General features: G+C 66.1%; 25 protein-coding genes and 1 pseudogene. 16 read left to right on the top strand and 10 right to left on the bottom strand.

Translation table 11 applies throughout. The features are described from left to right. Positions 1 to 5: 5 nt before the first annotated feature. Entirely contained in the window at positions 6 to 887 is an 882-nt protein-coding gene (locus tag A9G05_RS02415; protein WP_165666353.1) for an ABC transporter permease subunit, read from the top strand. Further along, on the top strand, positions 884 to 1,768 hold the full coding sequence (locus A9G05_RS02410; protein ID WP_069559464.1) for an ABC transporter permease subunit: 885 nt from the start codon (positions 884 to 886) through the stop codon (positions 1,766 to 1,768). The genes A9G05_RS02415 and A9G05_RS02410 overlap by 4 nt, the downstream gene beginning before the upstream one ends. 182 nt (positions 1,769 to 1,950) lie before the next feature. On the opposite strand, the gene A9G05_RS02405 is transcribed toward A9G05_RS02410, so the two are convergent. After that, positions 1,951 to 4,335 (bottom strand): penicillin acylase family protein, encoded by a 2,385-nt coding sequence (locus A9G05_RS02405; protein ID WP_069559605.1) that lies wholly within the window; start codon positions 4,333 to 4,335, stop codon positions 1,951 to 1,953. A gap of 107 nt (positions 4,336 to 4,442) precedes the next feature. Here A9G05_RS02405 and A9G05_RS02400 point away from each other — a divergent pair, with 107 nt between their 5' ends. Together A9G05_RS02400 and A9G05_RS02395 are read left to right on the top strand one after the other, a co-directional pair. Further along, positions 4,443 to 5,486 (top strand): AraC family transcriptional regulator, encoded by a 1,044-nt coding sequence (locus A9G05_RS02400; protein ID WP_069559463.1) that lies wholly within the window; start codon positions 4,443 to 4,445, stop codon positions 5,484 to 5,486. 107 nt (positions 5,487 to 5,593) lie between these two features. Next, complete coding sequence (locus A9G05_RS02395; protein ID WP_205895002.1) at positions 5,594 to 6,388, top strand: ABC transporter substrate-binding protein; 795 nt, start codon at positions 5,594 to 5,596, stop codon at positions 6,386 to 6,388. Here the strand turns inward: A9G05_RS02395 and A9G05_RS02390 are convergent. After that, on the bottom strand, positions 6,358 to 6,936 hold the full coding sequence (locus tag A9G05_RS02390) for a DUF6436 domain-containing protein (protein ID WP_069559461.1): 579 nt from the start codon (positions 6,934 to 6,936) through the stop codon (positions 6,358 to 6,360). The two genes, A9G05_RS02395 and A9G05_RS02390, sit on opposite strands and share 31 nt — an antisense overlap. Positions 6,937 to 7,055: 119 nt before the next feature. Here A9G05_RS02390 and A9G05_RS02385 point away from each other — a divergent pair, with 119 nt between their 5' ends. Beyond that, entirely contained in the window at positions 7,056 to 7,997 is a 942-nt protein-coding gene (locus A9G05_RS02385) for an alpha/beta hydrolase (protein WP_069559460.1), read from the top strand. Positions 7,998 to 8,013: 16 nt separating this feature from the next. Here A9G05_RS02385 and A9G05_RS02380 read toward each other — a convergent pair whose 3' ends face one another. Then, complete coding sequence (locus tag A9G05_RS02380; RefSeq protein WP_069559459.1) at positions 8,014 to 8,766, bottom strand: DUF2059 domain-containing protein; 753 nt, start codon at positions 8,764 to 8,766, stop codon at positions 8,014 to 8,016. Positions 8,767 to 9,068: 302 nt separating this feature from the next. Between A9G05_RS02380 and A9G05_RS02375 the strand changes: the two genes are divergently transcribed. Further along, entirely contained in the window at positions 9,069 to 9,695 is a 627-nt protein-coding gene (locus A9G05_RS02375) for a 2OG-Fe(II) oxygenase (RefSeq protein ID WP_069559458.1), read from the top strand. Positions 9,696 to 9,706: 11 nt separating this feature from the next. Here A9G05_RS02375 and A9G05_RS02370 read toward each other — a convergent pair whose 3' ends face one another. Beyond that, the gene (locus A9G05_RS02370) at positions 9,707 to 10,264 is read right to left on the bottom strand and encodes a DUF6160 family protein (RefSeq protein WP_069559457.1); all 558 of its coding nucleotides are present in this window, start codon (positions 10,262 to 10,264) and stop codon (positions 9,707 to 9,709) included. Positions 10,265 to 10,443: 179 nt separating this feature from the next. On the opposite strand from A9G05_RS02370, the gene A9G05_RS02365 reads away from it, so the two are divergent. Continuing rightward, the gene (locus A9G05_RS02365; RefSeq protein ID WP_069559456.1) at positions 10,444 to 10,944 is read left to right on the top strand and encodes a DUF523 domain-containing protein; all 501 of its coding nucleotides are present in this window, start codon (positions 10,444 to 10,446) and stop codon (positions 10,942 to 10,944) included. Here the strand turns inward: A9G05_RS02365 and A9G05_RS02360 are convergent. Continuing rightward, on the bottom strand, positions 10,936 to 11,556 hold the full coding sequence (locus A9G05_RS02360; protein ID WP_069559455.1) for a transporter substrate-binding domain-containing protein: 621 nt from the start codon (positions 11,554 to 11,556) through the stop codon (positions 10,936 to 10,938). The genes A9G05_RS02365 and A9G05_RS02360 overlap by 9 nt on opposite strands. Before the next feature lie 129 nt (positions 11,557 to 11,685). Between A9G05_RS02360 and A9G05_RS02355 the strand changes: the two genes are divergently transcribed. Beyond that, positions 11,686 to 12,120 (top strand): DUF4399 domain-containing protein, encoded by a 435-nt coding sequence (locus A9G05_RS02355; protein WP_069559454.1) that lies wholly within the window; start codon positions 11,686 to 11,688, stop codon positions 12,118 to 12,120. A gap of 396 nt (positions 12,121 to 12,516) precedes the next feature. Here A9G05_RS02355 and serA read toward each other — a convergent pair whose 3' ends face one another. Next, positions 12,517 to 13,746, bottom strand: a complete 1,230-nt coding sequence (serA, locus tag A9G05_RS02350) for a phosphoglycerate dehydrogenase (protein WP_069559453.1) — start codon at positions 13,744 to 13,746, stop codon at positions 12,517 to 12,519. A 179-nt stretch (positions 13,747 to 13,925) separates the two neighbouring features. On the opposite strand from serA, the gene A9G05_RS02345 reads away from it, so the two are divergent. The 8 genes from A9G05_RS02345 to A9G05_RS02310 all read left to right on the top strand — a co-directional run bounded on the left by A9G05_RS02345 (position 13,926) and on the right by A9G05_RS02310 (position 19,922). Next, the gene (locus A9G05_RS02345; protein WP_069559452.1) at positions 13,926 to 15,317 is read left to right on the top strand and encodes an FAD-binding oxidoreductase; all 1,392 of its coding nucleotides are present in this window, start codon (positions 13,926 to 13,928) and stop codon (positions 15,315 to 15,317) included. Between the two features lie 60 nt (positions 15,318 to 15,377). Then, positions 15,378 to 16,043: a fumarylacetoacetate hydrolase family protein gene (locus tag A9G05_RS02340; protein WP_069559451.1), complete on the top strand. Its 666-nt coding sequence runs from the start codon at positions 15,378 to 15,380 to the stop codon at positions 16,041 to 16,043. Between the two features lie 70 nt (positions 16,044 to 16,113). Further along, positions 16,114 to 17,028 (top strand): SdiA-regulated domain-containing protein, encoded by a 915-nt coding sequence (locus A9G05_RS02335; RefSeq protein ID WP_069559450.1) that lies wholly within the window; start codon positions 16,114 to 16,116, stop codon positions 17,026 to 17,028. A 105-nt stretch (positions 17,029 to 17,133) separates the two neighbouring features. Further along, entirely contained in the window at positions 17,134 to 17,481 is a 348-nt protein-coding gene (locus A9G05_RS02330; RefSeq protein WP_069559449.1) for a NirD/YgiW/YdeI family stress tolerance protein, read from the top strand. A 213-nt stretch (positions 17,482 to 17,694) separates the two neighbouring features. Then, positions 17,695 to 18,579, top strand: a complete 885-nt coding sequence (locus A9G05_RS02325) for a hypothetical protein (RefSeq protein ID WP_139131062.1) — start codon at positions 17,695 to 17,697, stop codon at positions 18,577 to 18,579. Next, a complete protein-coding gene (locus A9G05_RS02320) occupies positions 18,576 to 19,133 on the top strand; it encodes an ATP/GTP-binding protein (RefSeq protein ID WP_069559447.1) in 558 nt (185 codons plus the stop codon). The genes A9G05_RS02325 and A9G05_RS02320 overlap by 4 nt, the downstream gene beginning before the upstream one ends. Positions 19,134 to 19,138: 5 nt before the next feature. After that, entirely contained in the window at positions 19,139 to 19,540 is a 402-nt protein-coding gene (locus tag A9G05_RS02315; protein ID WP_069559446.1) for a roadblock/LC7 domain-containing protein, read from the top strand. A 22-nt stretch (positions 19,541 to 19,562) separates the two neighbouring features. Continuing rightward, on the top strand, positions 19,563 to 19,922 hold the full coding sequence (locus A9G05_RS02310; RefSeq protein WP_044402260.1) for a hypothetical protein: 360 nt from the start codon (positions 19,563 to 19,565) through the stop codon (positions 19,920 to 19,922). Between the two features lie 91 nt (positions 19,923 to 20,013). On the opposite strand, the gene A9G05_RS02305 is transcribed toward A9G05_RS02310, so the two are convergent. The 4 genes and pseudogenes from A9G05_RS02305 to A9G05_RS02295 all read right to left on the bottom strand — a co-directional run bounded on the left by A9G05_RS02305 (position 20,014) and on the right by A9G05_RS02295 (position 24,123). Next, positions 20,014 to 21,048: a histone deacetylase family protein gene (locus A9G05_RS02305; protein WP_069559445.1), complete on the bottom strand. Its 1,035-nt coding sequence runs from the start codon at positions 21,046 to 21,048 to the stop codon at positions 20,014 to 20,016. An 18-nt stretch (positions 21,049 to 21,066) separates the two neighbouring features. Then, complete coding sequence (locus A9G05_RS02300) at positions 21,067 to 22,446, bottom strand: APC family permease (protein ID WP_139131060.1); 1,380 nt, start codon at positions 22,444 to 22,446, stop codon at positions 21,067 to 21,069. Between the two features lie 263 nt (positions 22,447 to 22,709). Then, a pseudogene (locus A9G05_RS27020) lies at positions 22,710 to 22,826 on the bottom strand (spermidine/putrescine ABC transporter substrate-binding protein); the annotation flags it as partial. A gap of 286 nt (positions 22,827 to 23,112) precedes the next feature. Continuing rightward, positions 23,113 to 24,123 (bottom strand): AraC family transcriptional regulator, encoded by a 1,011-nt coding sequence (locus A9G05_RS02295; RefSeq protein WP_069559443.1) that lies wholly within the window; start codon positions 24,121 to 24,123, stop codon positions 23,113 to 23,115. Between the last annotated feature and the right edge of the window lie 17 nt (positions 24,124 to 24,140).

Genomic DNA, 24,140 nt, shown 5'->3' with positions numbered 1-24,140 from the left:
AGCGCCTGCCCACGGGCCGGCATGTGGTTATCGGGGTCCCGTTCCTCTGGTTGTTCCTGTTCTTCCTGCTGCCCTTCGCCATCGTGCTGAAGATCAGCTTCGCGGAAGCGGACGTGGCCATCCCCCCGTACACCGAGATCTACACCTGGGTCGACAACCAGCTGCAGATCGCCCTCAACCTCGGCAACTACCTGATGCTGAACGAGGACGACCTCTACCTGGCGGCCTACCTGGGTTCGCTGAAAGTCGCCTTCGTCAGCACCCTGCTCTGCCTGCTGATCGGCTACCCGATGGCCTACGCCATCGCCCGCGCCAGCAAGGAATCGCAGACCGTGCTGCTGCTGCTGATCATGATGCCGACCTGGACCGCGATCCTGATCCGCGTCTACGCGTGGATGGGCATCCTCAGCAACAACGGCCTGCTCAACGGCTTCCTCATGACCATCGGGGTCATCAGCGAGCCGCTGCAGATCCTCAACACCAACCTCGCGGTGTACATCGGCGTGGTCTATTCGTACCTGCCGTTCATGGTGCTGCCGCTGTACGCCAACCTGGTCAAACACGACCTCAGCCTGCTGGAAGCCGCTGCCGACCTCGGTTCGAGCAACTTCAACAGCTTCTGGAAAATCACCGTACCGCTGTCCAAGAACGGCATCATCGCCGGCTCCATGCTGGTGTTCATCCCGGTGGTGGGCGAGTTCGTGATCCCCGAACTGCTCGGCGGACCGGAGACGCTGATGATCGGCAAGGTGTTGTGGCAGGAGTTCTTCAACAACCGCGACTGGCCGGTGGCATCCGCACTGGCGGTGGTGATGCTGGCGATCCTGATCGTCCCGATCATCCTGTTCAACCGTAACCAGGCCAAGGAACTGGAGGGCAAGGTATGAAGCGCTTCAGTTTCTCCAACCTGATGCTGTGGGTGGGTCTGCTGTTCATCTACCTGCCGATGGTCATCCTGGTCATCTACTCCTTCAACGCCTCCAAGCTGGTGACGGTTTGGGGCGGTTGGTCGATCAAGTGGTACGTCGGCCTGCTGGACAACACCCAGTTGATGACCTCGGTGATGCGCTCCCTGGAGATCGCCTTCTACACGGCCATCGCGGCGGTGGCGCTGGGCACCCTGGCGGCCTTCGTGCTGACCCGCATCCCGCGTTTCCGCGGCCGCACGCTGTTCGGCGGCATGGTCACCGCGCCGCTGGTCATGCCTGAGGTGATCACCGGTCTGTCCCTGCTGCTGCTGTTCGTGGCCATGGCGCAACTGATCGGCTGGCCCCAGGAGCGTGGCTTGGTGACCATCTGGATCGCCCACACCACCTTCTGCTCGGCCTACGTGGCCATCGTGGTGTCGGCGCGCCTGCGGGAGCTGGACCTGTCCATCGAGGAAGCGGCCATGGACCTGGGCGCGCGCCCGTGGAAGGTGTTCCTGCTGATCACCATCCCCATGATCGCGCCGTCCCTGGCGGCGGGCGCGATGATGTCCTTCGCCCTGTCCCTGGACGACCTGGTGCTGGCGAGCTTCGTCTCCGGTCCCGGCTCCACCACCCTGCCGATGGAGGTCTTCTCCGCCGTGCGCCTGGGTGTGAAGCCGGAGATCAACGCCGTCGCCAGCCTGATCCTGCTGAGTGTGTCGTTGTTCACCTTCCTGGCCTGGTACTTCAGCCGCAAGGCCGAAGAGCGCCGCAAGCGCGCCATCCAGGAGGCCATGGAAGCCATGGCCCTGGAAGCCGCCTCCAGCAACAAGCGCAGCGCCCAGCCGGCTTCGGCCTGATCGCCGCGTGAAACGAAAAAGGCCACCATCGGGTGGCCTTTTTCGTGGGCGTTGTTCTGGCGTGGAGCTATACGGGCGGACCGGACCTTCTGCGCAGCAGGAACCAATCGGGCCTGATGTGCCAGAAGCACGCCGCAAGAACGACAACGCCACCGGCCGCTTGGGCCGAGGGCGTGTTCGGATCACTGGGCGCGGGGCACCAGCTTCAGCGTGTCGCGGGTGTTGGCCTGCACGTCCTCGTCGCTCATGTGCATCGGCACGTAATGGCCCTCGATGTAGCGCTCGGCCTGGTCCGCGTAGTGACGGTCGAACGGCACGCCGCTCTGCCCAACCGGGTTGATGCCGAGCCCATGGGCCGGGTCGGCGAGGTCGATCAGGCGGCGGGTGGACGGCCCGTAGACCACCTCCCACGGCGCCGGGCCGACCCGGTTGGCCAGGTTGTTGGGCATCTCGTGGGCGCCCGGTGCCGCAAAGGGGCCGACGTTGAACAGGCGGTCCAGCGGCTTCTGCTGACCCAGCGGGTGGCCGTGGGTGAGGGTGTGGGCCCGGCCCCAGGTCCACGTCGAGCGGTCCGCGCCGAAGGTCTTCTCCAGGTGCGCCAGGCTGGCTTGCCAGGCGGCCTTGACCCCATCAGCCCGGCTTTCGCGGGCCTTGGTGCCGCGCACGTCCCACCAGGGGGACTGGGCGTCGGCGGCCAGGCGTGGCAGGGCCACGTCCAGCACGCGGGTCGACAGCAGGTTGTCGAAGAAGGCATCGCCCAGTTCGTCGTGGAAGGCGCCCTTGGCCAGTTCGTAGATCAACTGCTCGAACAGCGTGGCGGCGGTGGATTCCAGCGGGTGATCGCCCTTCCAGGCGGCCAGTTGCTCCACCAATGCACGCTCCTCGTCGTTGCCGGCGGCGGCACGCAGGTCGTCCAGCAGCGGCGCCAGCAGGCGCGGGCCGTAGCCGGTGGCGGTGTCCAGTTGCAGGGCCTGGCTGTTGTTCAGGTTCCACTTCACGCTGGCGTCGGCCAGGCGGCTGTCCAGGCGCTGGCCGCGGTCCGGCAGGTTGTAGTAGCCGGGGATGGCCACGCCGGTGGGCGATTGCGGCTGGTAGTTGGCCGAGACGATGTAGCCGCGCGCCGGGTTCTCCTCATGGGGGTTGGCGCTGAAGGGCAGAAAGCCCGGCTTGTCCGCCTCGCCCTTACTGCCGTCGAGGATGAAATACGGGTTCACCCCGGCCGGCCGGTTCGGCAGGCGCGCGGCGGCCCACCAGCCGATGTCACCGTCGGCATTGGCCCAGACCACGTTGAGCCCGGGTGCGTGGATCTTCTCCGCCGCCGCCCGGGCCTTGTCCAGGGTGTCGGCCCGGTTGAGCTGGTAGAAGGCGTCCAGCACCGGGTTCTCGGTCTCCAGGAAGGCCCACCACATGGCGATCGGGGTCTTGCCGGCGGTGGCGCCCAGAGCGTCGTTGACGATGGGGCCGTGGGGCGAGCGGCGCAGGGTGAGGGTAATGGGATCGGCGCCCTTCACCTTCAGCACTTCCTCGCGCTGGGTCATGTCTACCCACTGGCCCTGGTACCAGACCTGGTTGGGGTTGTCCGGGTTGACCTTCTCCGCCACCAGGTCCAGGTCATCGTTCTGGAACATGGTCAGGCTCCAGGCGAAGCGGGCGGTGTGCCCCAGCGACGCGGTGGGGTTGAGCGCCTGCAGGTGGCCGTAGAGGTCGAAGCCCGGGTAGCTCATCTGCGCCTCGTACCACACTGCCGGCACGGCGAAGCGGATGTGTGGGTCGCCGGCCAGCAGCGGCTTGCCACTGGCGGTGCGGCTGCCGGAAACCGCCCAGGCGTTGCTGCCCTCGAACTGCGGCAGGCCGGCTTCCACCAGCGCCTGGTGGCTGACCCTGGCGAGGCTGTTGAGGGCCTTCCAGTCGGCAGCGGCCAGCTTCTGGCCCACCACCCCTTCGGGGCGCCAGTCCAGGTCGAAGGCGCGCAGGTAGTCCGCCCCCAGCTCGTCGCGGATGTAGGTCAGCACCGGCTCGGTGCGGAAGGCTGCGGCAAAGCTGTAGGCCATGTAGCCGGCCACGGCGAAGGTGTCCTCGACGGTGAACGGCTGCTTCTGGATGCCCAGCAGGTCGAACTCGACCGGGGCCGGACGGCTGGCCTGGTACTGGTTGATGCCGTCCAGGTAGGCCTCCAGCGCCTTGGCCGACGGGCTGTTGCGGTCCATCCGCCGCACGTATTCCTGGGCGTGGTGGCGCAGTTCGAGGGTGCGGAACAGGCGGTCGGTCTCCACCAGGCGCGGGCCCAGCACCTCGGCCAGCTCGCCCTTGGCCAGGCGGCGCAGCATCTCCATCTGGAACAGGCGGTCCTGGGCGTGGACGAAGCCCAGCACGCGGTACATGTCGGCCTCGTTCTCGGCGCGGATGTGCGGCACGCCGCGTTCGTCGTAGCGGACGCTCACCGGGGCCTGGAGGTTGCTCAGGGCCAGTTCGCCATCGCGCACCGGCTTCTTGCTCTGGGTGTACCAGGTGGCGCCGGCAGCGGCGGCGGCCACCACCACGGCAAGGACGGTCAGGGTACGTTTCATGGGCGGGTTCTCCTTGTTGTAGTGGGCGCCATTCTGCGCAGCCGTCGCTGCGCTGGCATTGACCAGATGCTGCGAAGCGCAGAGCATTCGGTCACTCTGGAGGTGCCATGGATTTCTCGCCGTTTCCCCGCCCTGCCCTGACCCATTCTTCGACCCTGCGCCGCCTGCTCTACGAGGCATTGGCCGAACTTGGCCTGGACCCCACCGACACCTACCGCCGGGTGTTCGGCCTGGCGCCGTCCGTGCCCTGGCTGGACGGCCGCGAGGACCACGACAGCGCCCCGCGTTTCTGGCTGGCCATGGCAGGCATGACCGGTGACGACGACATCGGCCTGCACCTGGGTGAGGTCATGCGCCCCCGGCCGATGGACGTGATGGGCTACCTGCTGCAGGCCGCCCGCGATCTGCGCCAGGGCCTGGAGGCCTTCGTGCGCTACCAGCACGTCGCCTCCGGCGGCTTCGCTGCACGCCTGGAGGAGCACGGCGAGGTGGCCCGGCTGGTGATCGACCTGCACTACGCCGGGGTGGGGCACCTGCGCCAGCAGGTGGAGTGTGTCGCCCTGCTGCTGAGCCGCATGCTCGGCGCGGTGCTGGGGGGGCCGCTGCCGCTGCTGGGCGTGTGCTTCCGCCACCCCGCACCGCGACGCCTGGCTGAGCACCGTCGGCTGTTCGGGGTGGAGCCGTTGTTCGCCCAGCCCCATGATGCGTTGCTGTTGCCCCGGTCGCTGCTGGCCCGGCCTCTGGGCAGTGCCAGCCCGAGGGTGTTCGAGGTGCTGGAGCGGGAGGCCGAGCGGCAACTGGCGGAGCTGGTGGAGAACCAGTTGCAGGAGCGGGTGCGCTACTGGCTGGCTCTGCGTCTGGAGCACGGCGACTGCACCCTGGCCGCCTGCGCCCAGGCCCTCGGCATGACCCGCAGTGCGCTGCAGCGCAGCCTGGCCGATCAGGGTACGGGCTTTCGCGCCCTGCATGACGAGGTCCGGCGCATGCGAGCCCGGGAGCTGCTCGACGCCGGCCACGGCGTGCGCGAGGTGGCCCGTGCCTGCGGCTTCGCCGAGCTGTCGCCGTTCTACCGGGCTTTCCAGCGTTGGGAGGGGCACACGCCGGGGGCACGGCATCTGCCGGTGGCATCGGCTGGTCTATGCTCGGACTGACACCGCGTCCTCAAGGGCCATCGCGGTGGCGGCAGGGAAGGCGACCGTAGTGACAGGGGCGTCGGCCAGACCTGGAAGAGGGCGGTGCAATGCTCAGATGTGTGGCAATGCTGGGGCTGTTGGCCGGGGGGGCTGATGCCTGGGCTTCGGAACCGGTGAAGATCTGCCTCGGTGGTGGCAACGAGTGGCCACCTTTCACCTACTGGGAACGCCAGGACGGCAAGCCCGATCAATCGAGGCTCACCGGCTCGGCTGCGACCCTGGTGCTTACCGCGCTGAAACACCTCGGATACGACTACGACGTGAGCTACCTGCCCTGGGCGCGCGTGCAGCAGGAGCTGGCGGACTATGCCACCCGGCAGAACTGCGAGGTGACCTGGGACGCCAGCTACACCCCCGAGCGTGCCGCCTTCGCCCATTACAGCGAGCCGCTCTACCACACCCGCCTCGGGTTGTTCTATTCCGTTACCCGCTTTCCTACGCCGCCCGACATCAAGGCGCCCGGCGCCCTGGCCAACCTGCGGCTGTGTGGAGTGATCGGCTACAACTACGACCCCTACGACATCACCGAAGAGCCCCAGCGGGTAGCCAGCGTGCAGCAGGCACTGGACCTGCTGGCGCGCCAGCGCTGCGATCTCTTCCCCAGCGAGATCGAGCCGCTCTATGGCGGCATCGAGCTGGGCGCCTACCGGGCCGACAGCACCTTGCGCTACCGGGTACTGCCGTCACGCAAGGCTTTCTACCTGCTGGTGGCACGCAACTCGCCCCGGGGTGGTGCGCTGGTGAAGGAGCTGAACGGGGAACTGCGTGCGATGAACGTAAGCGGTGAAACGGAGGCGATTTTCCAGCGCTTCCGCCCGCTCGGGCTGGATCAGCCGCCGGCCGGTACCCACTCGCAATAGCAGCCCACCGCCAGGGTGTGGGTCGCTTCCACGGTGCGGCCGGCGATCAGCGCTTCGATGATGGGCTCGATGAAGCTATTGGCTGAGTTGCATACCGCCCCTTCGCTGTAGGGGCCGAAGTAGGCGAGCCTGCCCTCGCGGTCCCAGATGCCCACGGCCGGCGTGGCGGGAATGGCCTCGGCACCTGGCAGATTGGCCAGCAGTTGCATGCGTTGCAGATTCTGCGGCAGGTGCCCCTGGCTGCCGGGCTTCTGCACGGCATGGAAGGTTACGCCCTGGTCCGCGAAACGCTCGATCAGTTCCCCCAGGTGCTGCTGGTTGCCGACGTTGCACGGGCAGGCCGGGTCGAAGAAGTGCACCAGGCGGATGGGGCCTGGCCCGGCGAGGGATGCCGGCAGGCGCAACGCATCGCCGGAGAACAGCGCTGTGCGCTCGTCGAAGGGGCGGATGTAGCGCCCCTCGTACCAGCGGTAGGCCAGGCCCAGGGCAATGACGATGACCAGAGCCAGCAGGCCGAGGAACAGGGACTTGAAGGGGAATGAACGCATGAGGGCCGACCTTGAGCGGGGCGCATAGCTTGCCATGGCCGGCCGTGCAGCAGAATATCGGCAGCCACTGCCGCCCCGAGAAGCGGCGAGCCCGACTGCCCTGCCGCCTGGAACCCCCGATGTCCGACGCTCCGCAACCCGAACAACTGCGCCCGCTGTTGCGCCCGCTGGCCGCCGACGCCCCTGACCTGGAGCTGGCTGCTACCTACCGTCGCTACTACGGGCTGGACCTGACGTCGCGCAAGCCGGCGCCCCGCGTCCGCCTGGGTAGCCTGGACGTGGGCGGCTACCGCATCGCCACACAGGCCTGGTGGCCGGAGCAGCCCCGCGCCACCCTGGTGATGCTGCACGGTTATTACGACCACATGGGGTTGTATCGCCACTTGGTGGATTGGGCGCTGGAGATGGGCTTTGCAGTGATCGCCTGCGACCTGCCCGGGCACGGCCTGTCCAGTGGCGAGCGGGCCAGCATCGGCGATTTCGCCGAGTACCAGGCGGTGCTGGTGGCGCTGCTGGGTGAGGCCGAACGGCTGGGGTTGCCGCAGCCCTGGCACCTGGCCGGGCAGAGCACGGGCGGGGCCATTCTGCTGGACTTCCTGCTCACCGGCTCGCCCCCGTCCGGGCTGGGGCGCACCCTTTTGTTCGCTCCGCTGGTGCGCCCGCGTGCCTGGGGCTGGTCGCGTTTCAGCTACCTGATGCTGCGGCCGTTCGTGGAGTCCATCCCCCGGCGCTTCAGTGTCAACTCCAGCGACGCGGAGTTCATCGACTTCGTCCACAATCGCGACCCGCTGCAGCCGCGCAGCCTGCCTACCGCCTGGGTCGGTGCCCTGTCGCGCTGGGTGCCGCGAATCGAGGCCGCCCCGCGCAGCCCGCACCGGCCGCTGGTGATCCAGGGCGATGGCGACATGACGGTGGACTGGCGGCACAACCTGCAGGTGCTGCAGGCCAAATTCGATGCGCCCGAGGTGCTGATGCTGCCCGGTGCCGGGCACCACCTGGTGAACGAGTCGGCGGCCTACCGCGAGCGCTACTTCGAATTCCTCAGGCAGCGCCTGGGGTAAATGGGCGGGCCTCGCCTCAGGGGGCGAGGCTGGAGGCGTCCTGCCCCACCGCCAGGCTGGCGCGCACGGCGGCCAGGGCGGCCTGGTAATAGGCACGGCCTTCGCGGGATTCGGCGAAGGTGACGAATTCTTCCATTTCCGGGTCCGACAGCCCGCGATAGACGTACAGCAGGGTGTTGTCCAGGTCGTTGCCGATCTGCTCCATCAGGCGCTGGCGCTGGCCGTCGAGCATGCCCTGGGCCTGGCCGCCGCCCAGCAGGCCGGGGAGCATCTGGCTCAGGCTGTCGGCAGCGACACCGGCCAGGGCGAGGCTGACTTCCGCGCCCGCCTCCCGCGCCGGCAGGGCCTGGGCCAGGTGGCGCACTTGCAGTTGGCGGGTGGCACTGGCTTCGATGCGCGGCAGGCCATTGGCGTTCTTGGCGAGCTGGTCACGGCGGGTGGCCAGGACCTCGGCGGCGGTGATCTTGCGCCCCAGCGGCGACTGGAAGAACGCCAGGGCCGGGCGTGGGTCGTCCAGGTTGGCACGCAGTGCGGCCAGGGCACGCTGGTCCATGGCCTGGCCCTGGAAGCGGCGGTTGCTGTTGTCTACCAGCGCTTGGTAGACGGCGGGCGGCAGGCTCTTCTGGTAGCGCTGCTGCGCGGCCGCCAGGGCATCGGTGAAATGCGCCCGCTGCTCCGGCCAGCCCGCCGCCTGGTAGAGGCTGGCGTGGTCGTCGGCCAACGCCGGCAGACCGAGGAGCAGGAAGGTGACAGCGAGAAGCAGGCGCATGGAATCTCCTGGGGAAAACGGGAGCCGTTGTTGTTCTAGGACTCGAAGGGACGGACTCGGTTCGGCCGGGGTGCCGACGAATCATGGGGTGTGGCGCGGCGCGGGCTATTTTCCGGAGGCGTGGGGCGCTTGTCGAGGCATGCCGGGCCCTGGCGAGGAAATTCGTTCCTGCCGGTGAACGCCAGGCCTGGCGCGCCCTTGCCGAGTCTGTCGAGGTGGTTTGCCAGCGGCTTTCGTCGCCTGCGGAAGATTTTTCCATTCGCCCTGTAGGCGGCGTTCTAGAGCCCATCTAGAATGCCGCGATGACCCCTGTCCCCTCCCTCGAATTCACCCCGGATGCGCTTGCTGATGGCCTTGCCCGCCAAGGCTGGTGCCTGCTCGCCGGCGCGCTGGACAACGCATTCGTCGCCGCTCTTGCCGCGGAGTGCCGGGCGCGCGCTGCTGCAGGGGTACTGAGCCAGGCCGGTATCGGCCGAGGTGATGCGCTGCAGGTCCGCGAGGGCATCCGTGGCGACAGCATCGACTGGCTGGAGCCTGGGCAGGGTGGGGTTTCCGACCGTTACCTGGCGCTGATGGACGAGCTGCGGCGGGTGCTCAACCGCGAGCTGTTCCTGGGGCTGGAGGACTTCGAGGCGCACTTTGCGCTCTACCCACCTGGCGCCTTCTACCGGAAGCACGTGGACCGCTTCCGCGATGATGACCGCCGCACGGTCTCTGCGGTGCTCTACCTCAACCCGGACTGGCAGCCCGAGCAGGGTGGCCAGTTGCGGCTCTACTTCGCCGATGGTTCGATCCGCGACGTGGAGCCGGAGGCCGGCACCCTGGTGGTGTTCCTTTCCGGCGACCTACCCCACGAGGTGCTGCCGGCCAACCGCGAACGGCTGTCCCTCACCGGCTGGTTCCGTCGCCGGGGCGATACGCCGCTCTGATTGCCGGGGGCTCAGTGTCCCCAGACCTTGAGGGTGCCGCGCAGGTCGACGATATCGCGCACCTCGATGCTGCCCAGGCTGCTCTCGCCGACGTACATGTCGGCGGCCACCCGCATGCGGATGCGCTGGGCCGGCAACCCGGACTGGATCAGTTGGTCGTTGATGGTGGTCAGGTCCGGCAGGGTCAGGATCATCTGCTCAATCCCGCTGGCGTTCTTGACCACATCCACCATCAGGGTCGGCTGGTCGACATTGAACACCGGCAGGGTCAGACCCAGTTGCGCCGGGCCGAGGGCGAAGCTGCCGCCGGCGCCATTGGGGCAGTCAGTGGCGCTTAGGCAGCCGTTGTCGATGCGGATGTTGCGCAGGGAGGCGTTGCCGCCGTCATCGTTCCAGGTCAGCCGGTCGATGCGGGACATCACGTCCAGGCGGATGCTCAGGCCGGATTGGCCGGTCACCTGGCCGAGCTGGCCGTTGTCGAGGAGCTGAAGGTCCGCGTAACTGGAGCCGGCAGCCAGCAGGGCGATGCAGGCGAGGAGCGGGGGCAGGGCTTTTCTTGTTATGGGCATGGCGACTGTCCTTCGCGAAGGGGCGGTCGCAGTGTGGGCGGGGTCTACGGCGGATGCCAGGGCCGGAAGGCGTTTCCCGCCGAAGGATGGGCCAGCCAAAGGTGGGCGCGACGGGGTGTGTGGCCTCGGGCTGTTACCGGGTGTGGCCCGGGAGTACCCTGCGCGCCGAGGAGATCACCATGCAGAAGATTCTGATCAGTCGCTGCCTGCTCGGGCAGCGGGTGCGTTACGACGGCGGCGCCCATGGCCCCTATGAGCTGCTGCAACGCTGGCAGGACGAGGGGCGTGTGGTGCCGGTTTGCCCCGAGGTGGAGGGCGGGCTGCCGACGCCGCGTCCGCCGGCCGAGATTCCCGGTGGGCAGGGTCTCCAGGTGCTGGAGGGGCAGGCGCGGGTGATGACCGACGGAGGTGAGGACGTCACCACGGCTTTCGTCGCCGGCGCGCGCCTGGCCCTGGACCTGGTGCGGCGCCACGGCATCGCGGTGGCCGTGCTCAAGGCGCGGAGTCCGTCCTGCGGCAATGAAGAGGCCTACGACGGCACCTTCACCGGCACCCGTATCCCCGGGGAAGGGGTGACGGCAGCTTTGTTGCGTCAGGCTGGAGTGCGGGTGTTCAACGAGACGCAGTTGGAGGCCGCACAGGCCTGCCTCACAGCCCTGGAGGCGGGCGACTTACTCTGAGGCGGCCGGTTCGGGGGCAGAGTCGGTCGTCGACGCCGGCTCCGATTGCGGGGCGGTCGGTATGGGGGCCTTGCCGTCGTCGTGCCACTTCTGCGACAGATGCTCCAGGTGGCCGTTGCCGCGCAGTTTGCCGAGGGCGTTGTTCAGCGCGCTGCGAAAGGCCGGGTTGTCACGGCGGAAGGGGATGCCTGTCGCCGGTGTTGCCGGCTCTGCGTGGCTGGGGGCCAGGCTCTGGGCGGGCGTATTGGTGGAGGCCGAGGGTGCAGGCGAGGCTGTGTAGGGTTCGCTGAGCTCCAGTTGCGGGTCGTCTCCGGCTGCGTCCAGGGCGCTGCCGAGGGCAATGTCCACTTTTCCGCTGCGCAGGGTCTCCATCAGTGCGTCGGCGCTGACCGGGATGAAATCCGCCTTCACGTTCAACTCATCGGCCAGGGCGTTGCCCAGGTCGATCCCGTAGCCTTGCAGTTGCTCGCCATTGCGCAGGGCGAAGGGCACGTCGTTCTCTACCAAGGCTATCCGCAGGCTGCCTCGCTCCCACACGTCGTCGATGAGGTCCGCCCGGGCTGACGGCGAGGCCAGGGGTAGCAGAAACAACAGGCAGTACAACAGGCGCATGGGAAAGCCTCGGTTATGGTCTGATGGGTGCCTTCCCGCTTTCCAGCGAAGGCCCGGCGCGTAGTTGCGCCGGGTGAACCTACGCAGCGGCGGGAGGTCTGTGTTGCTCACGAAACAAGGAGATTCGTCATGAAGCTTGCGTACGCCCCCCTCGGCCTGGCGGCCCTGTTCTCGGTCTTTTCCGTGGCTGCCCTTGCGGATATGCCGCGCACGCCGGCACCTGAGGGTGCCAAGGTCTACTTCATCGAGCCCGCCAACGGCGCCACTGTGGACAAGACGTTTACCGTCAAGTTCGGTCTAAAGGGCATGGGCGTCGCACCGGCAGGCGTGGATGCACCGGCGACCGGCCACCACCACCTGCTCATCGACCTGGATCAGGAGCCGGCGATGAACATGCCGCTGCCGATGACCGACAACCTCAAGCACTTCGGCAAGGGCCAGACCGAAACCGAGGTGACCCTGCCGCCGGGCAAGCACACCCTGCAGTTACTGGTGGGCGACAAGAACCATGTGCCGCTTGACCCGCCGGTGATCTCCGAGAAGATCACGGTCACCGTGAAGTGAGCGTGAAAACGCACACATGAAAAAGGGAGGCCGAGGCCTCCCTTTTTACTGTCCAGCTCCGTCGTCAGGGCTCGCTGGCTAGGGCGAGACAAGGCGGGAGTGGTCGAGAAGCGCGGAGTTCACGACTGTAAATGAGCACTTCGAGGCCGTTCCCAACGCCGTATCGCCGACGCGCAAGGCACGAACCTCAGATCGAATCGTTCAGATGAACCTGAAATCCCACGCATGAAAAAGGGAGGCCGAGGCCTCCCTTTTTACTGTCCAGCTCCGTCGTCAGAGCTCGCGAGCTAGAGCGAGACAAGGCGGGAATGGTCGAGAAGCGCGGAGTTTACGACTGTAAATGAGCACTTCGAGGCCGTTCCCAACGCCGTATCGCCGACGCGCAGCAGCCCTGGGTTAGAAGAGGACGCGGCTGCGGATGGTGCCGTTGACGTGCTGCAGCTTCTCCAGCGCCAGGTCCGAGTACTCGGCGTCGACGTCGATCACTACGTAGCCGACCTTGTCGTTGGTCTGCAGGTACTGGCCGGAGATGTTGATGCCGTTGTCGGCGAACACCTTGTTGATCTCGCTCATCACACCCGGAATGTTCTGGTGAATGTGCAGCAGGCGGTGTTTGCCCGGGTGCGACGGCAGCGCCACTTCGGGGAAGTTCACGGAAGACACCGAGGTGCCGTTGTCGCTGTACTTCACCAGCTTCTCGGCCACTTCCAGGCCGATGTTGGCCTGGGCCTCGGCGGTGGAGCCGCCGATGTGCGGGGTGAGGATCACGCGGTCCAGGCCACGCAGGGGGCTGGCGAATTCCTCGTCGTTGGACCTGGGCTCCACCGGGAACACGTCGATGGCGGCGCCGATCAGGTGCTCGTCCTTGATGGCTTCGGCCAGGTGGTCCAGCTCGACCACGGTGCCGCGTGCGGCGTTGATCAGGATGCCGCCCTTCTTGATGGCACGGATTTCCTTCTCGCCGATCATCCACTGGGTGGACGGCAGTTCCGGAACGTGCAGGGAGACGATGTCGCTCATGCCCAGCAGCTCGTGCAGGTTGCCCACCTGCTGGGCGTTGCCCAGGGGCAGCTTGGTGACCACGTCGTAGAAGTAGACCTGCATGCCCAGGGCCTCGGCGAGGACGGACAACTGGGTGCCGATGGAGCCGTAGCCGACGATGCCGAGCTTCTTGCCGCGGATCTCGAAGGAGTTGGCTGCGGACTTGATCCAGCCGCCACGGTGGCAGGAGGCGTTTTTCTCCGGAATGCCGCGCAGCAGCAGGATGGCCTCGGCCAGGACCAGCTCGGCGACCGAGCGGGTATTGGAATAGGGGGCGTTGAACACCGCGATGCCACGGGCACGGGCGGCGTCGAGGTCGACCTGGTTGGTGCCGATGCAGAAGCAGCCCACGGCGATCAGTTTCTTCGCGCAGTCGAATACTTCTTCGGTCAGTTGGGTACGGGAGCGGATGCCGATGAAGTGGGCATCGGCGATCTTTTCCTTCAGCTCGTCACCCGAGAGCGCGCCCTTGAGGTACTCGATGTTGCTGTAGCCGGCGGCCTTCAGGGTGTCGACGGCGTTCTGGTGGACGCCTTCGAGGAGAAGGAACTTGATCTTGCTCTTTTCGAGAGAGGTCTTGCTCATCTGCGTACCTATTTGTCCCGGTAGTGAAGTCAGAAGCAGGCTGTGCGGCAGCTACCCCGTAAAACGCCTGTAAGGCATGATTCACGGGGTGCGTATGCTAGCATGCCTTCCTTTTTCCTTGCTCGGTTGCGACCTGAAACGTTCTCAGGGCGACCATGAATGATTCGAGAGTTCCTCTGATGACCAACGCCGCCCTGATCGAAGAACTGAAGACCCTGGTCGAACCCGGCAAGGTGCTGACCGACGCAGCCTCCCTGGAGGCCTACGGCAAGGATTGGACCAAGCATTTCGCCCCGGCCCCGACCGCCATCGTCTTCCCCAAGACCATCGAGCAGGTGCAGGCCGTCGTGCGCTGGGCCAACCGGCACAAGGTGGCGCTGGTGCCGTCCGGCGGGCGTACCGGTCTCTCGGCCGCTGCGGTGGCGGCCAACGGCGAGGTGGTGGTGGCGTTCGACTACATGAACCAGATCCTCGCCTTCAATGAATACGACCGCACGGCGGTGTGCCAGCCGGGCGTGGTGACCGAGCAGTTGCAGAACTTCGCGGAAGAGAAGGGCCTGTACTATCCGGTTGATTTCGCGTCTGCAGGTTCCAGCCAGATTGGCGGCAACATCGGCACCAATGCCGGTGGGATCAAGGTCATTCGCTACGGCATGACCCGTAACTGGGTGGCCGGCCTGAAGGTGGTCACCGGCACCGGCGAGCTGCTGGAGCTGAACCGCGACCTGATCAAGAACGCCACCGGCTATGACCTGCGCCAGTTGTTCATCGGCGCCGAGGGCACCCTGGGCTTCGTGGTCGAGGCCACCATGCGCCTGGATCGCGCGCCGAAGAACCTCACCGCCATGGTCCTCGGCACCCCGGACTTCGACTCGATCATGCCGGTGCTGCACGCCTTCCAGAACAAGCTGGACCTCACCGCCTTCGAATTCTTCTCCGACAAGGCCCTGGCCAAGGTGCTGGCCCGTGGTGACGTGCCGGCGGCCTTCGAGACGCCCTGCCCCTTCTATGCGCTGCTGGAGTTCGAGGCCACCACCGAGGAGGTGGCCAACGATGCACTGACCACCTTCGAGCACTGCGTCGAGCAGGGCTGGGTGCTGGACGGGGTGATGAGCCAGAGCGAGCAACAGCTGCAGAACCTGTGGAAGCTGCGCGAGTACATCTCCGAGACCATCTCCCACTGGACGCCGTACAAGAACGACATCTCGGTCACTGTCGGCCAGGTCCCGGCCTTCCTCCACGACATCGACCGCATCGTCGAGACCAACTATCCCGACTTCGAAGTGGTCTGGTTCGGCCATATCGGCGACGGCAACCTGCACCTGAACATCCTCAAACCGGACGCCCTGTCCAAGGACGAGTTCTTCGCCAAGTGCGCCACCGTGAACAAGTGGGTGTTCGAGACCGTGCAGAAGTACAACGGCTCGATCTCCGCCGAACACGGCGTGGGCATGACCAAGCGTGACTACCTGGGCTACAGCCGCTCCGAGCCGGAAATCGCGATCATGAAAGCGATCAAGGCGGTGTTCGATCCCAACGGGATCATGAACCCCGGAAAAATCTTCAACTGATCAGGCAGGCGGTGGAGCGATTCACCGCCTGTTTAGCATTCACCGTTCAGGAGTCGGTTCATGAGTTACCAGCACCAGTACGTCGACGGCACCCGCATCCACTTCCCCCTCGGCAAGGTCGTGTGCATCGGTCGCAACTACGCCGAGCACGCCAAGGAACTGAACAACCCGGTGCCCACCGAGCCGCTGCTGTTCATCAAACCGGCGTCCAGCGTGGTGGCCATCGAGGGCGGGTTCTCCATTCCCGAGGACCGGGGTGCTGTGCACTACGAGGCGGAGATCGCCGTGTTGATCGGCAAACCATTGTCGCGCCACCCCAGTGCCGAAGAGGCCCGGGATGCGATTTCCGGCTTCGCCTCGGCGCTGGACCTGACCCTGCGTGACGTGCAGGCCAAGCTGAAGGAAAAGGGCTGGCCCTGGGAAGTCGCCAAGGCCTTCGACGGCGCCTGCGTGCTGGCGCCCTTCATTCCGGGGGATGCCGTCGAGGCGCTGGACGACATCGGCATCCGCCTGACCATCAACGGCGAGGTGCGCCAGGACGGCAACAGCCGTGACATGCTCAACCCCATCCTTCCGCTGCTCCAGGCCATCAGCCAGCACTTCAGCCTGCAGCCGGGCGACGTGGTGTTGACCGGCACACCAGTTGGCGTTGGCCCGCTGCACAAGGGCGATGCGCTGGTGCTGGAACTGGTGGGTCACAGCGCCTTCGAGAGCGGTGTCATCTGAAATTCACTGGCGGGGAACTTTTCGGCTGCCGTAGTATCAAAGCGCCACTCGCCCGAAGCAGCCGTCGCCCATGAAGTTCCCTCGCACCCTCCGCTACTCTGCCTTGGGCGCCGCGCTGATGCTCGGCGCTGCCGCACTGCATTACCTGCACCTCGACGACCGTGCCCAGCTCTGGCTCAGCGAGCGTAGCCTGAGCAAGGGCGAGCAGGCAGCCAGCATCTGGCTGCCGGGCTACCGTGCGGTGATCCAGGGCAAGCCACTGGCGGGGCTGGAGAATGATGAAGCCTCCGACCTGGCCTACAACCCGGTGACCCGCACCCTGTTCACCGTGACCGGCAAGACGCCGATGCTGGTGGAAATCTCCCGCGAGGGGGAGGTGCTGCGACGTATCCCGCTCAACGGTTTCGCCAACCTCGAAGGCGTGGCGGTGCTGGAGAACGGCAACGTTGCCGTGACGGACGAGCGCCGTCGCACCCTGTCGATCTTCACCCTCGATTCGCTGACCCGCGAACTGGACGTTCGTGAGGCCGACGAGTTCGACCTGGGCTTTACCGACTCCGGCAACAAGGGCTTCGAAGGCATCGCCTGGGATCCGGCCCAGGGGCGTTTGCTGCTGGGCAAGGAGCGTGAGCCCACTGCGATGTTCAGCCTGACCTCCGACGGCAGCCGCAGCCTGGCGGGTGAACTCCAGCCACTGCCCAGCTATGGCCTGGGTATGCGCAACCTGTCGGCCCTCAGTGTCGATCCGCGTACCGGGCATGTCCTGGCGCTGTCCGCGCAATCCAACCTGCTGCTGGAACTGGACGAGGCCGGTGAGCCAGTGAGCTTCATCAGCCTGTTGGGTGGCTTCAACGGCCTGGAAAGCCGCATTCCCCGTGCCGAAGGCGTGGCCATGGATGAAGCCGGGGACATCTACATGGTCAGCGAGCCCAACCTGTTCTACGTCTTCCGCCGCGGCGCGCCCCAGGTGACGGAGCGCGGTTGAGTCGCCCGGCCCGCTTAAGGTTCGCTTAAGGGGCTTTTAAGCCTCGTTTCAGCGCCCGGCCCTAGCCTGATCCCGTCAACCACTCACCGATACGGGATCACAACCATGAACGCCAAATACCTTGCTCTGCTGATCGCCCCGCTGTTCTCCACCGCCGCCCTGGCGTCCACCTACACCGGCCCGGGCGCCAACCAGGCGATCACTACTGTCGCCGCCGCCATGGAGGCCAGCGACGACGCGACCGTCGTACTGCAGGGGCAGATCGTCAAGCGCATCAAGGGCGACATCTACGAGTTCAAGGACGCCACGGGCACCATCAAGGTGGAGATCGACGACGAGGATTGGCCGACCCAGTCCATCGACGACAAGGTCACCGTGAAGCTCACCGGTGAAGTGGACCGCGACCTGATGGGCCGCGAGATCGACGTGGAGTTCGTCGAGCGGGTCAACTGACCGTTCACGCGGAGCGATTGCTCTCAGGGCGCACGCGACGTGCGCCCTGCGTTGCCCCCAGTGGCAGCGCGGTCATTGACCTGGTTTATAGCGTGCCCCGCCGGGAACATTCCTCAAGCTGAAGTGGGGTTCGCCTACAGCGGCACCTTTCATCGAATCACTACCATCGCCTCTCGCTCGAAGACTGAGTCATTGACCGACGAGGTGAGTCAGATGAATGTCCTGATGCTCGGCCTGGGATTGCACGAGGATCGTTTCGTCCGTGAGCTGATCCATGAAGCGGGTACCCGCTCCGGGTCGGATATCCGTGTTGTCGAGGACCTTTCCCTGCCTTCGCTGGAGCGCTGCGATCTGGTGGTGCTCTCCCCTGATTCTCCCTTCTCCCGCTATGCGACCGAGCTGGGCCGTCGCAAGGGCCTGTCGTTGAAAGTCGTACCTTTCGTTGCCGATGGGGAGCCGCAGGCGCTGAACCTCAGCTTCGCCAGTACTGCTGATGATCTCCTCCGCTTGATCCGCCGTGCAGACCGATCCTTGGATGGAACGCTGGTCGAGCAACTCTGGGACATCGTCCGTCTGCAACTGGGCGGTACCTACGTACTGAGCGGCGGGCGCCATTCGTTCTATCTGGACTTCGACGCGGGGCGCTTCTGCGTGTGTTCGGACACGCTGCCTTCGGCCTCGGAGCTCCGTGCTCTGCTTCTGGAAGGCGGGACGCTGCTGGTGGCCCGGCACAAGCCCCAGGCAGAGCAGATCAACTGGCGTTCGCTGGGCGGTCTGCTCTGGCAGGCCGGCCTTGCACACCCGCGTTTGCTCAAGGGACTGGATAGCGAGGGTGCCTATTCCCTGAGCAGTTGGCCCCTTCAGCCGTTGCGATCAGGCACCCTGCAACTCGCCTCCCTGCTGAGACGCGGTTACCTGAGCGTTGACCAGATGGCCCGGCACGTGGGCCTTGCCCGTGCGGATATCTACGGGTTGCTGAACGCTTGCGCACTGAGTGGCAAGTTGCAACAGAGAAGCGCGGATGCCGCCAGCCAGATCTCGGGGCTCCGAAGAGGGTTCTTCCAGCGCCTGCGCAACACGTTGGGGCTGAGCCTGTGACCACGACGTCTTACAAGATTCTCTTCCTTGGTGCGAGCGGCGCCGGCAAGACAACGGCGATCGGCAGCATCAGCAACACACCGCCAGTCCGAACCGAAGTCGCGAACAACGACCCGACCTTGTCCAAGGCCTGGACCACGGTGGGTCTGGACTATGGCGAGGTCATCGCTCCGGGCCAGGCAGACCAGTTGATGCTCTATGGCTGCCCGGGTCAGCAGCGCTATGAGTTCATGTGGGAGATCCTCGCGCGCGGGTCACTGGGTGTGGTGATTCTCTGCGACAACCAGTCCGAGGATCCCCTGGGGCAATTGCGCCATTACCTCGATGTGCTGCAACGCTACCTGGAGGGCGACGTGGCGGTCGTCATCGGGGTGGTCAAGATGGACCTCTCCCCGACCCCTGAGCTGGAGCGCTACGCGGAAGTCCTGGAAGCCCAAGGTCTTGCCTTCCCGGTAATGGGGGTGGATGTACGCCTGCGTGACGAGGTGCTGCTCCTGCTCGAGGCGGTGGTCTGCCAGGTTGAGGCTCGGGCCATGTTGGAGGACGCCCATTGAAAGACATGACGGATATGACCAGGCGACTGCTGGAGCGCCTGATCAACCGGTTCCGTGAAGAAAACAGCGAGATAAGAAGCCTGCTGCTGACGACCGAGGACGGCTTCATGGTGACGGCCAGCCATCAGGAGGGTGACGAGTACTCCCGCCGCCTGGCGGCCATGAGCAGCTCTGCCCAGGCCATAGGCCAGGCCATGCTGCGTGAGCTCGGTGCCAGGGACTACAAACGCACCGTTCTGGAGAGCAGCGACCGAGTGGTGGTCCTGCTGTCCGTGCCTTTTGCCACCTCCATGCTGGTGCTGATGTCGGTGTCCACGAAAGACACTGCCTTGGGCCAGCAGCTCTGGAAACTGGAGCGGTTGGTTACGAGCCTGGCTCAGCTGACTGCAGACGTCTGTGAATCGTGAACCCAAGGAGTAAGGAAGATCCATGAGCAATCATCAGCAACTACTGGAAAGTCTGATCAGTGAAACCACTGGCTCCCTTTGCGCAGCACTGGTCGACAGCAACAGCGGCATGATCCTGGCGTCGGCGGGGAGCGGGCTGGACCTGGAGATTGCCGCGGCAGGCAATACGGAGGTTGTGCGAGCCAAGCTCAAGACCATGAAGCTGCTGGGCGTGAAGGACCAGATCGACGACATCCTCATCACGCTGGGCAAGCAGTACCACATCCTCTGCCCGATCTCCCGCTTCGAGGGCGTGTTCGTCTACTTCGTGCTGGACCGGTCCCAGGCCAACCTGGCGCTGGCGCGCCGAATGGTCCACGAAACCGGCGAGCGTCTTGACTGACATGCATTCGGCACGCTCTTGAGCGGGCCGATCAGTTGGAGATGCATTCACACAGCCCCCTGCCAGCGCGTGCTGACAGGGGGCTGTTGGTTCAGGGCCTGGCGCCCTCGAAACCCTGCAGCACGTTGACGGCGTTGATGCCGATTTCCTCCACCGCGTAACCCCCCTCCATCACGAACAGCGTCTGCAGGCCGAGTTGGCCAATGACCTCGCCCATGCGCAGGTAGTCCGGGCTGTCCAGCTTGAACTGCGAGATCGGGTCTTCCTTGAAGGTGTCCACCCCCAGCGACACCACCAGCGCGTCCGCGCCGTAGGCGGCGATACGGCGGCAGGCATCGCTCAGTGCCTGGCCCCAGACCGACCAATCGCTGCCCGAGGCCAGCGGGTAGTTGGCATTGAACCCCTCGCCCACGCCCACCCCGCGCTCATCGGCAAAGCCGAGGAAGTACGGATATTCGAAGCGTGGGTCACCGTGGATCGAGGTGAAGAGCACGTCGGCGCGGTCATAGAAGATGTCCTGGGTGCCGTTGCCGTGGTGGTAGTCCACGTCGAGGATGGCCACCCGCTTGGCGCCGGCATCCAGCAGAGCCTGGGCGGCGATGGCAGCGTTGTTCAGGTAGCAGTAGCCGCCCATGTAGTCGGCGGCTGCGTGGTGGCCCGGCGGGCGGCACAGGGAGAACACGCCTCGCGCGCCCTTGCGCAGTTCCGCCTGCCCGGTGAGGGCGACGTTGGCCGAGCTGGTGATGGCCTGCCAGGTACCTGCAGTGATCGGCGCGCCGGCGTCGAAGGAGTAGTAGCCCAGGCGGCCGTCGATGTCGGTGGGTTCGGTCTGGCGCAGGCGGCGGGTCGGCCAGGCGATCGGCAGCATGTCGTGGTCGCGACCCTTGGCCTGCCAGTCGGCCCAGGCCGTGCGCAGGAAGTTCACGAAGCCCTCGCGGTGTACCCGCAGGATCGGCTCCAGGCCGAAATCACTGGGTGCCTGCACCGGGCCCAGGTTCACCGCACGGGCGCGGTCCAGCACCATGTCGGCACGGCTGGGCTTCTCGAAGCAGGGGGTGAACTGGCCACCGATGAGTTCGTGCTTGCCGTGGTGCAGGTGGTGGTCGTCACTGTAGATGACGAGCATGTCGTGTCCTCCTTGGGGTCAGTGCTCGGAAAACTGCACCTGCGGTGCCGGACGGCGGAACCCGCGGGTGAAGACTGTGAGGTAGATGAATCCGATGGCGAACCAGGCCAGGCCGAAGACCAGGGTCTGGTGGCTGAGGCTGGTCCACAGCCAGACGATCAGACCGAAGCCGATCAGCGGCACCAGCCCGTAGCGGAGCAGGTCGGCCGTGTCGTGATGCTGGCCGTCCAGCAGGTGGGTGCGGATCACCGCCAGGTTCACCACCGAGAAGGCCACCAGGGCGCCGAAGCTGATCATCGAGGCCAGGGTGCCGAGGTCGATCACCACCGCCAGCAGGGAAATCAGCGATACCAGCAGGATCGCCAGGGTCGGTGTGTGGAAGCGCTGGGACAGATGGGCGAACACCCTGCGCGGCAGGATGCCGTCGCGGCCCATGCTGTAGAGGATGCGCGACACCGAGGCCTGGGAGGCCAGTGCCGAGCCGGCCGCCCCCGCCACGTAGGCAGCGGTGAAGAAGGCCTGGAGGAAGCCGCCCCCGGCCTTGAGCATCACCTCGGCGGCCGCAGCGTCGGCGTCCTGGAAGTGGCTACCGGGAAATACCAGCTGGCTGACCATGGCCAGGAGAATGAACAGCACACCCGCGCCCAGGGTGGTGATCAGGATCGCCCGGGGGATGTCCCGGCGCGGCTCGCGGGCCTCCTCGGCAAGGGTGGACACCGCGTCGAAACCGAGGAACGACAGGCAGAGGATCGCTGCGCCCGCCATCACCGGGGCGAAGCCCGTCTGGGAGCCATCGCCCTGCCAGGGCGCCATCCAGTCGATCGGCGCGCCCCCCAGCAGGCGCCAGGCCATGGCCAGGAACACCACCACGAACACCAGTTGGGCGATCACGATCAGGTTGCTCATGCCCGATACCGAGCCGATGCCCAGCAGGTTGAGCACGGTGACCAGGGCGATGGCGCCGCCCACGAAGACCCAGGCCGGCACCTCGGGGAAGGCGATGTTGAGGAACAGGCCGATCACCAGGTAATTGATCATCGGCAGGAACAGGTAGTCGAGCAGCAGCGACCAGCCGGCCAGGAAGCCGATACCGGGTCCGAAGCTGAGGCTGGCATAGGAGTAGGCCGAGCCGGCCACCGGGTAGCGGCGCACCATGAAGCCGTAGGACAGCGCGGTGAACAGCATCGCCGCCAGGGTCACCCCATAGGCCAGTGCGGTGCGTCCGCCGGTGGTTTCGGTGACCACGCCGTAGGTGGTGAACACCGTCAGCGGCACCATGTAGACCAGGCCGAAGAAGACCAGGGCCGGCAGCCCGAGGATGCGCCGCAGGCGGGTGCCCTGGGCGCTGTGGACGAAGGCTCCGCTGGCGGAGGCGGTGTCGAGGGTGGACGTGTTCATGGCAGTACCTCGCTGGGCAGCCTGCAGGGCAGGCCGCCAGTCTGGGGAATCAGCGGTTCGGGTCGGGTTCGGGCGATCCGGCGCGTCAGTCGGCAGGCAGTCCGCCGGTCAGCAGGAGGGTGGTGCGGGTCAGGCAAGGCATGGCGGTTTCTCTCTTTCTTTTATGGCCAGCGGGTACGTCGCGTCGGGCGGCACCCTCGGGTGTGGCATGCACCGGCCTGCGCATGCCGTGCGGCGCCCCGCCGAGGCGGGCCGCTGCGGGATCACTTCTTCAGCTTGGTCCACACCTTGCTGTGCAGGGACAGGGCCTTGGGCGAGCAGAGCCTGAGGGTCTTCAGGCGGTCCAGCTTGTCCTGAGGGAGGGTGATTCCCGGGTCGTCGGACTCCATGCACACTCGGTCGATGCTGATCGCGCTGGACATGCTGATCACACGCTCTAAGAGATTGTTGTTATTGGGGTTTACGGGCGCTGCTGGCCACCCCTGATGGCTTCGATTCTGTCAGCGGCGAGGGAGGGCCAGAACGATAGAAACGGTCAAAAGGGGATAATTTCGGACAACCTGTTGATGCCTTCTGCGCGTCCTACGTATCGCGCAGGCGAGCGCCTGGCACTGCGTAGGCAGGCGATGAAGGTGGTGGTGGGCGGGATTTTTGCGAAAGCGTCGGTCAGCGCCGGTACTGGCTCGGCGGTTGGCCGCTCCAGCGCTGGAAGGCGTGGCGGAAACTGGCGGTTTCGGCGTAGCCGAGCTGCTCGGCGATCAGGTAGATCGGCAGGTCCGTCTGCAGCAGCAGGTGGCGGGCCTTTTCGTAGCGCACCTGGTCGAGCAGGCGCTGGTAGCTGGTGTTCATGCGCTGCAGGTGCCGGCGCAGGGTGCGTTCGGAGCGGTGCAGGCGGCGGGCGATGCCGTCGAGGTTGATGTCCTCGGCGAGGTTGTCCTCCAGTTGCTCGCGGATCTGCTCCAGCACGTCGTGGCGCTGGGTGAGCTGGGCCGATAGCCGCTGGCACTGCTGCAGCCCGTGGTGGCAACTGACCGGGTCGGCCAGGGGCAGCGGGCGGTCCAGCAGGGAGGCGTTGAAGCACAGCGCGGTGTGGGCGGCGCCGAAGTCCACCGGGCAGCCGAGCCGCTCGGTGTAGGTCGCCGCGTGCAGCGGTGGGCGATAGGGCAGTGCCACCCGGCGTGGGCGGATGGCTTCGCCGAGCAGGTCGCGGATCACCGTGAGCAGCGAGGTCAGGCACAGCTCGCTGTTGAACACCATCAGCTCCGGTGCATAGCGGTAGCGGGTGGCCACCAGGCGCGCTTCGGCGCCGTCCTCTTCCAGGGTTAACTTGAAGTAGCTGCCGAGCAGCGCCGAGTGGGTCAGGGCCAGGTTCAGCGCATCACGCAGGGTGTGGCTGGCGAGCATGGTGTAGCCGAGAATGCCGTAGGCCGAGACGTGCATCCGCAGGCCCAGGGACAACCCCAGCGCCGGGTCGCGGGTGCAGGCCAGAGCGTTGGCGAAGACACGCAACTCCTGGGCGTGGTTGATCAGCTTGTCGGGGGTGTCGAGATCGCTGCAGGCGACGCCGCTGCCTTCAAGCATGCGTGTGCGTGGCACCTCGTCGGCCAGTGCCTGGACCGCGAGTGCAACGGTGTGGAGGGTGGTCAGGACCCGTTCGGGTAGCAATGACGCCGCCATGGTTCGTCCCCTTTGGT

Source organism: Pseudomonas sp. ENNP23 (assembly GCF_001728945.1).
GTDB lineage: Bacteria > Pseudomonadota > Gammaproteobacteria > Pseudomonadales > Pseudomonadaceae > Metapseudomonas > Metapseudomonas otitidis.
Note: the sequence above shows the minus strand (reverse complement) of the source record. Positions and strands in the feature narration are given on the sequence as shown.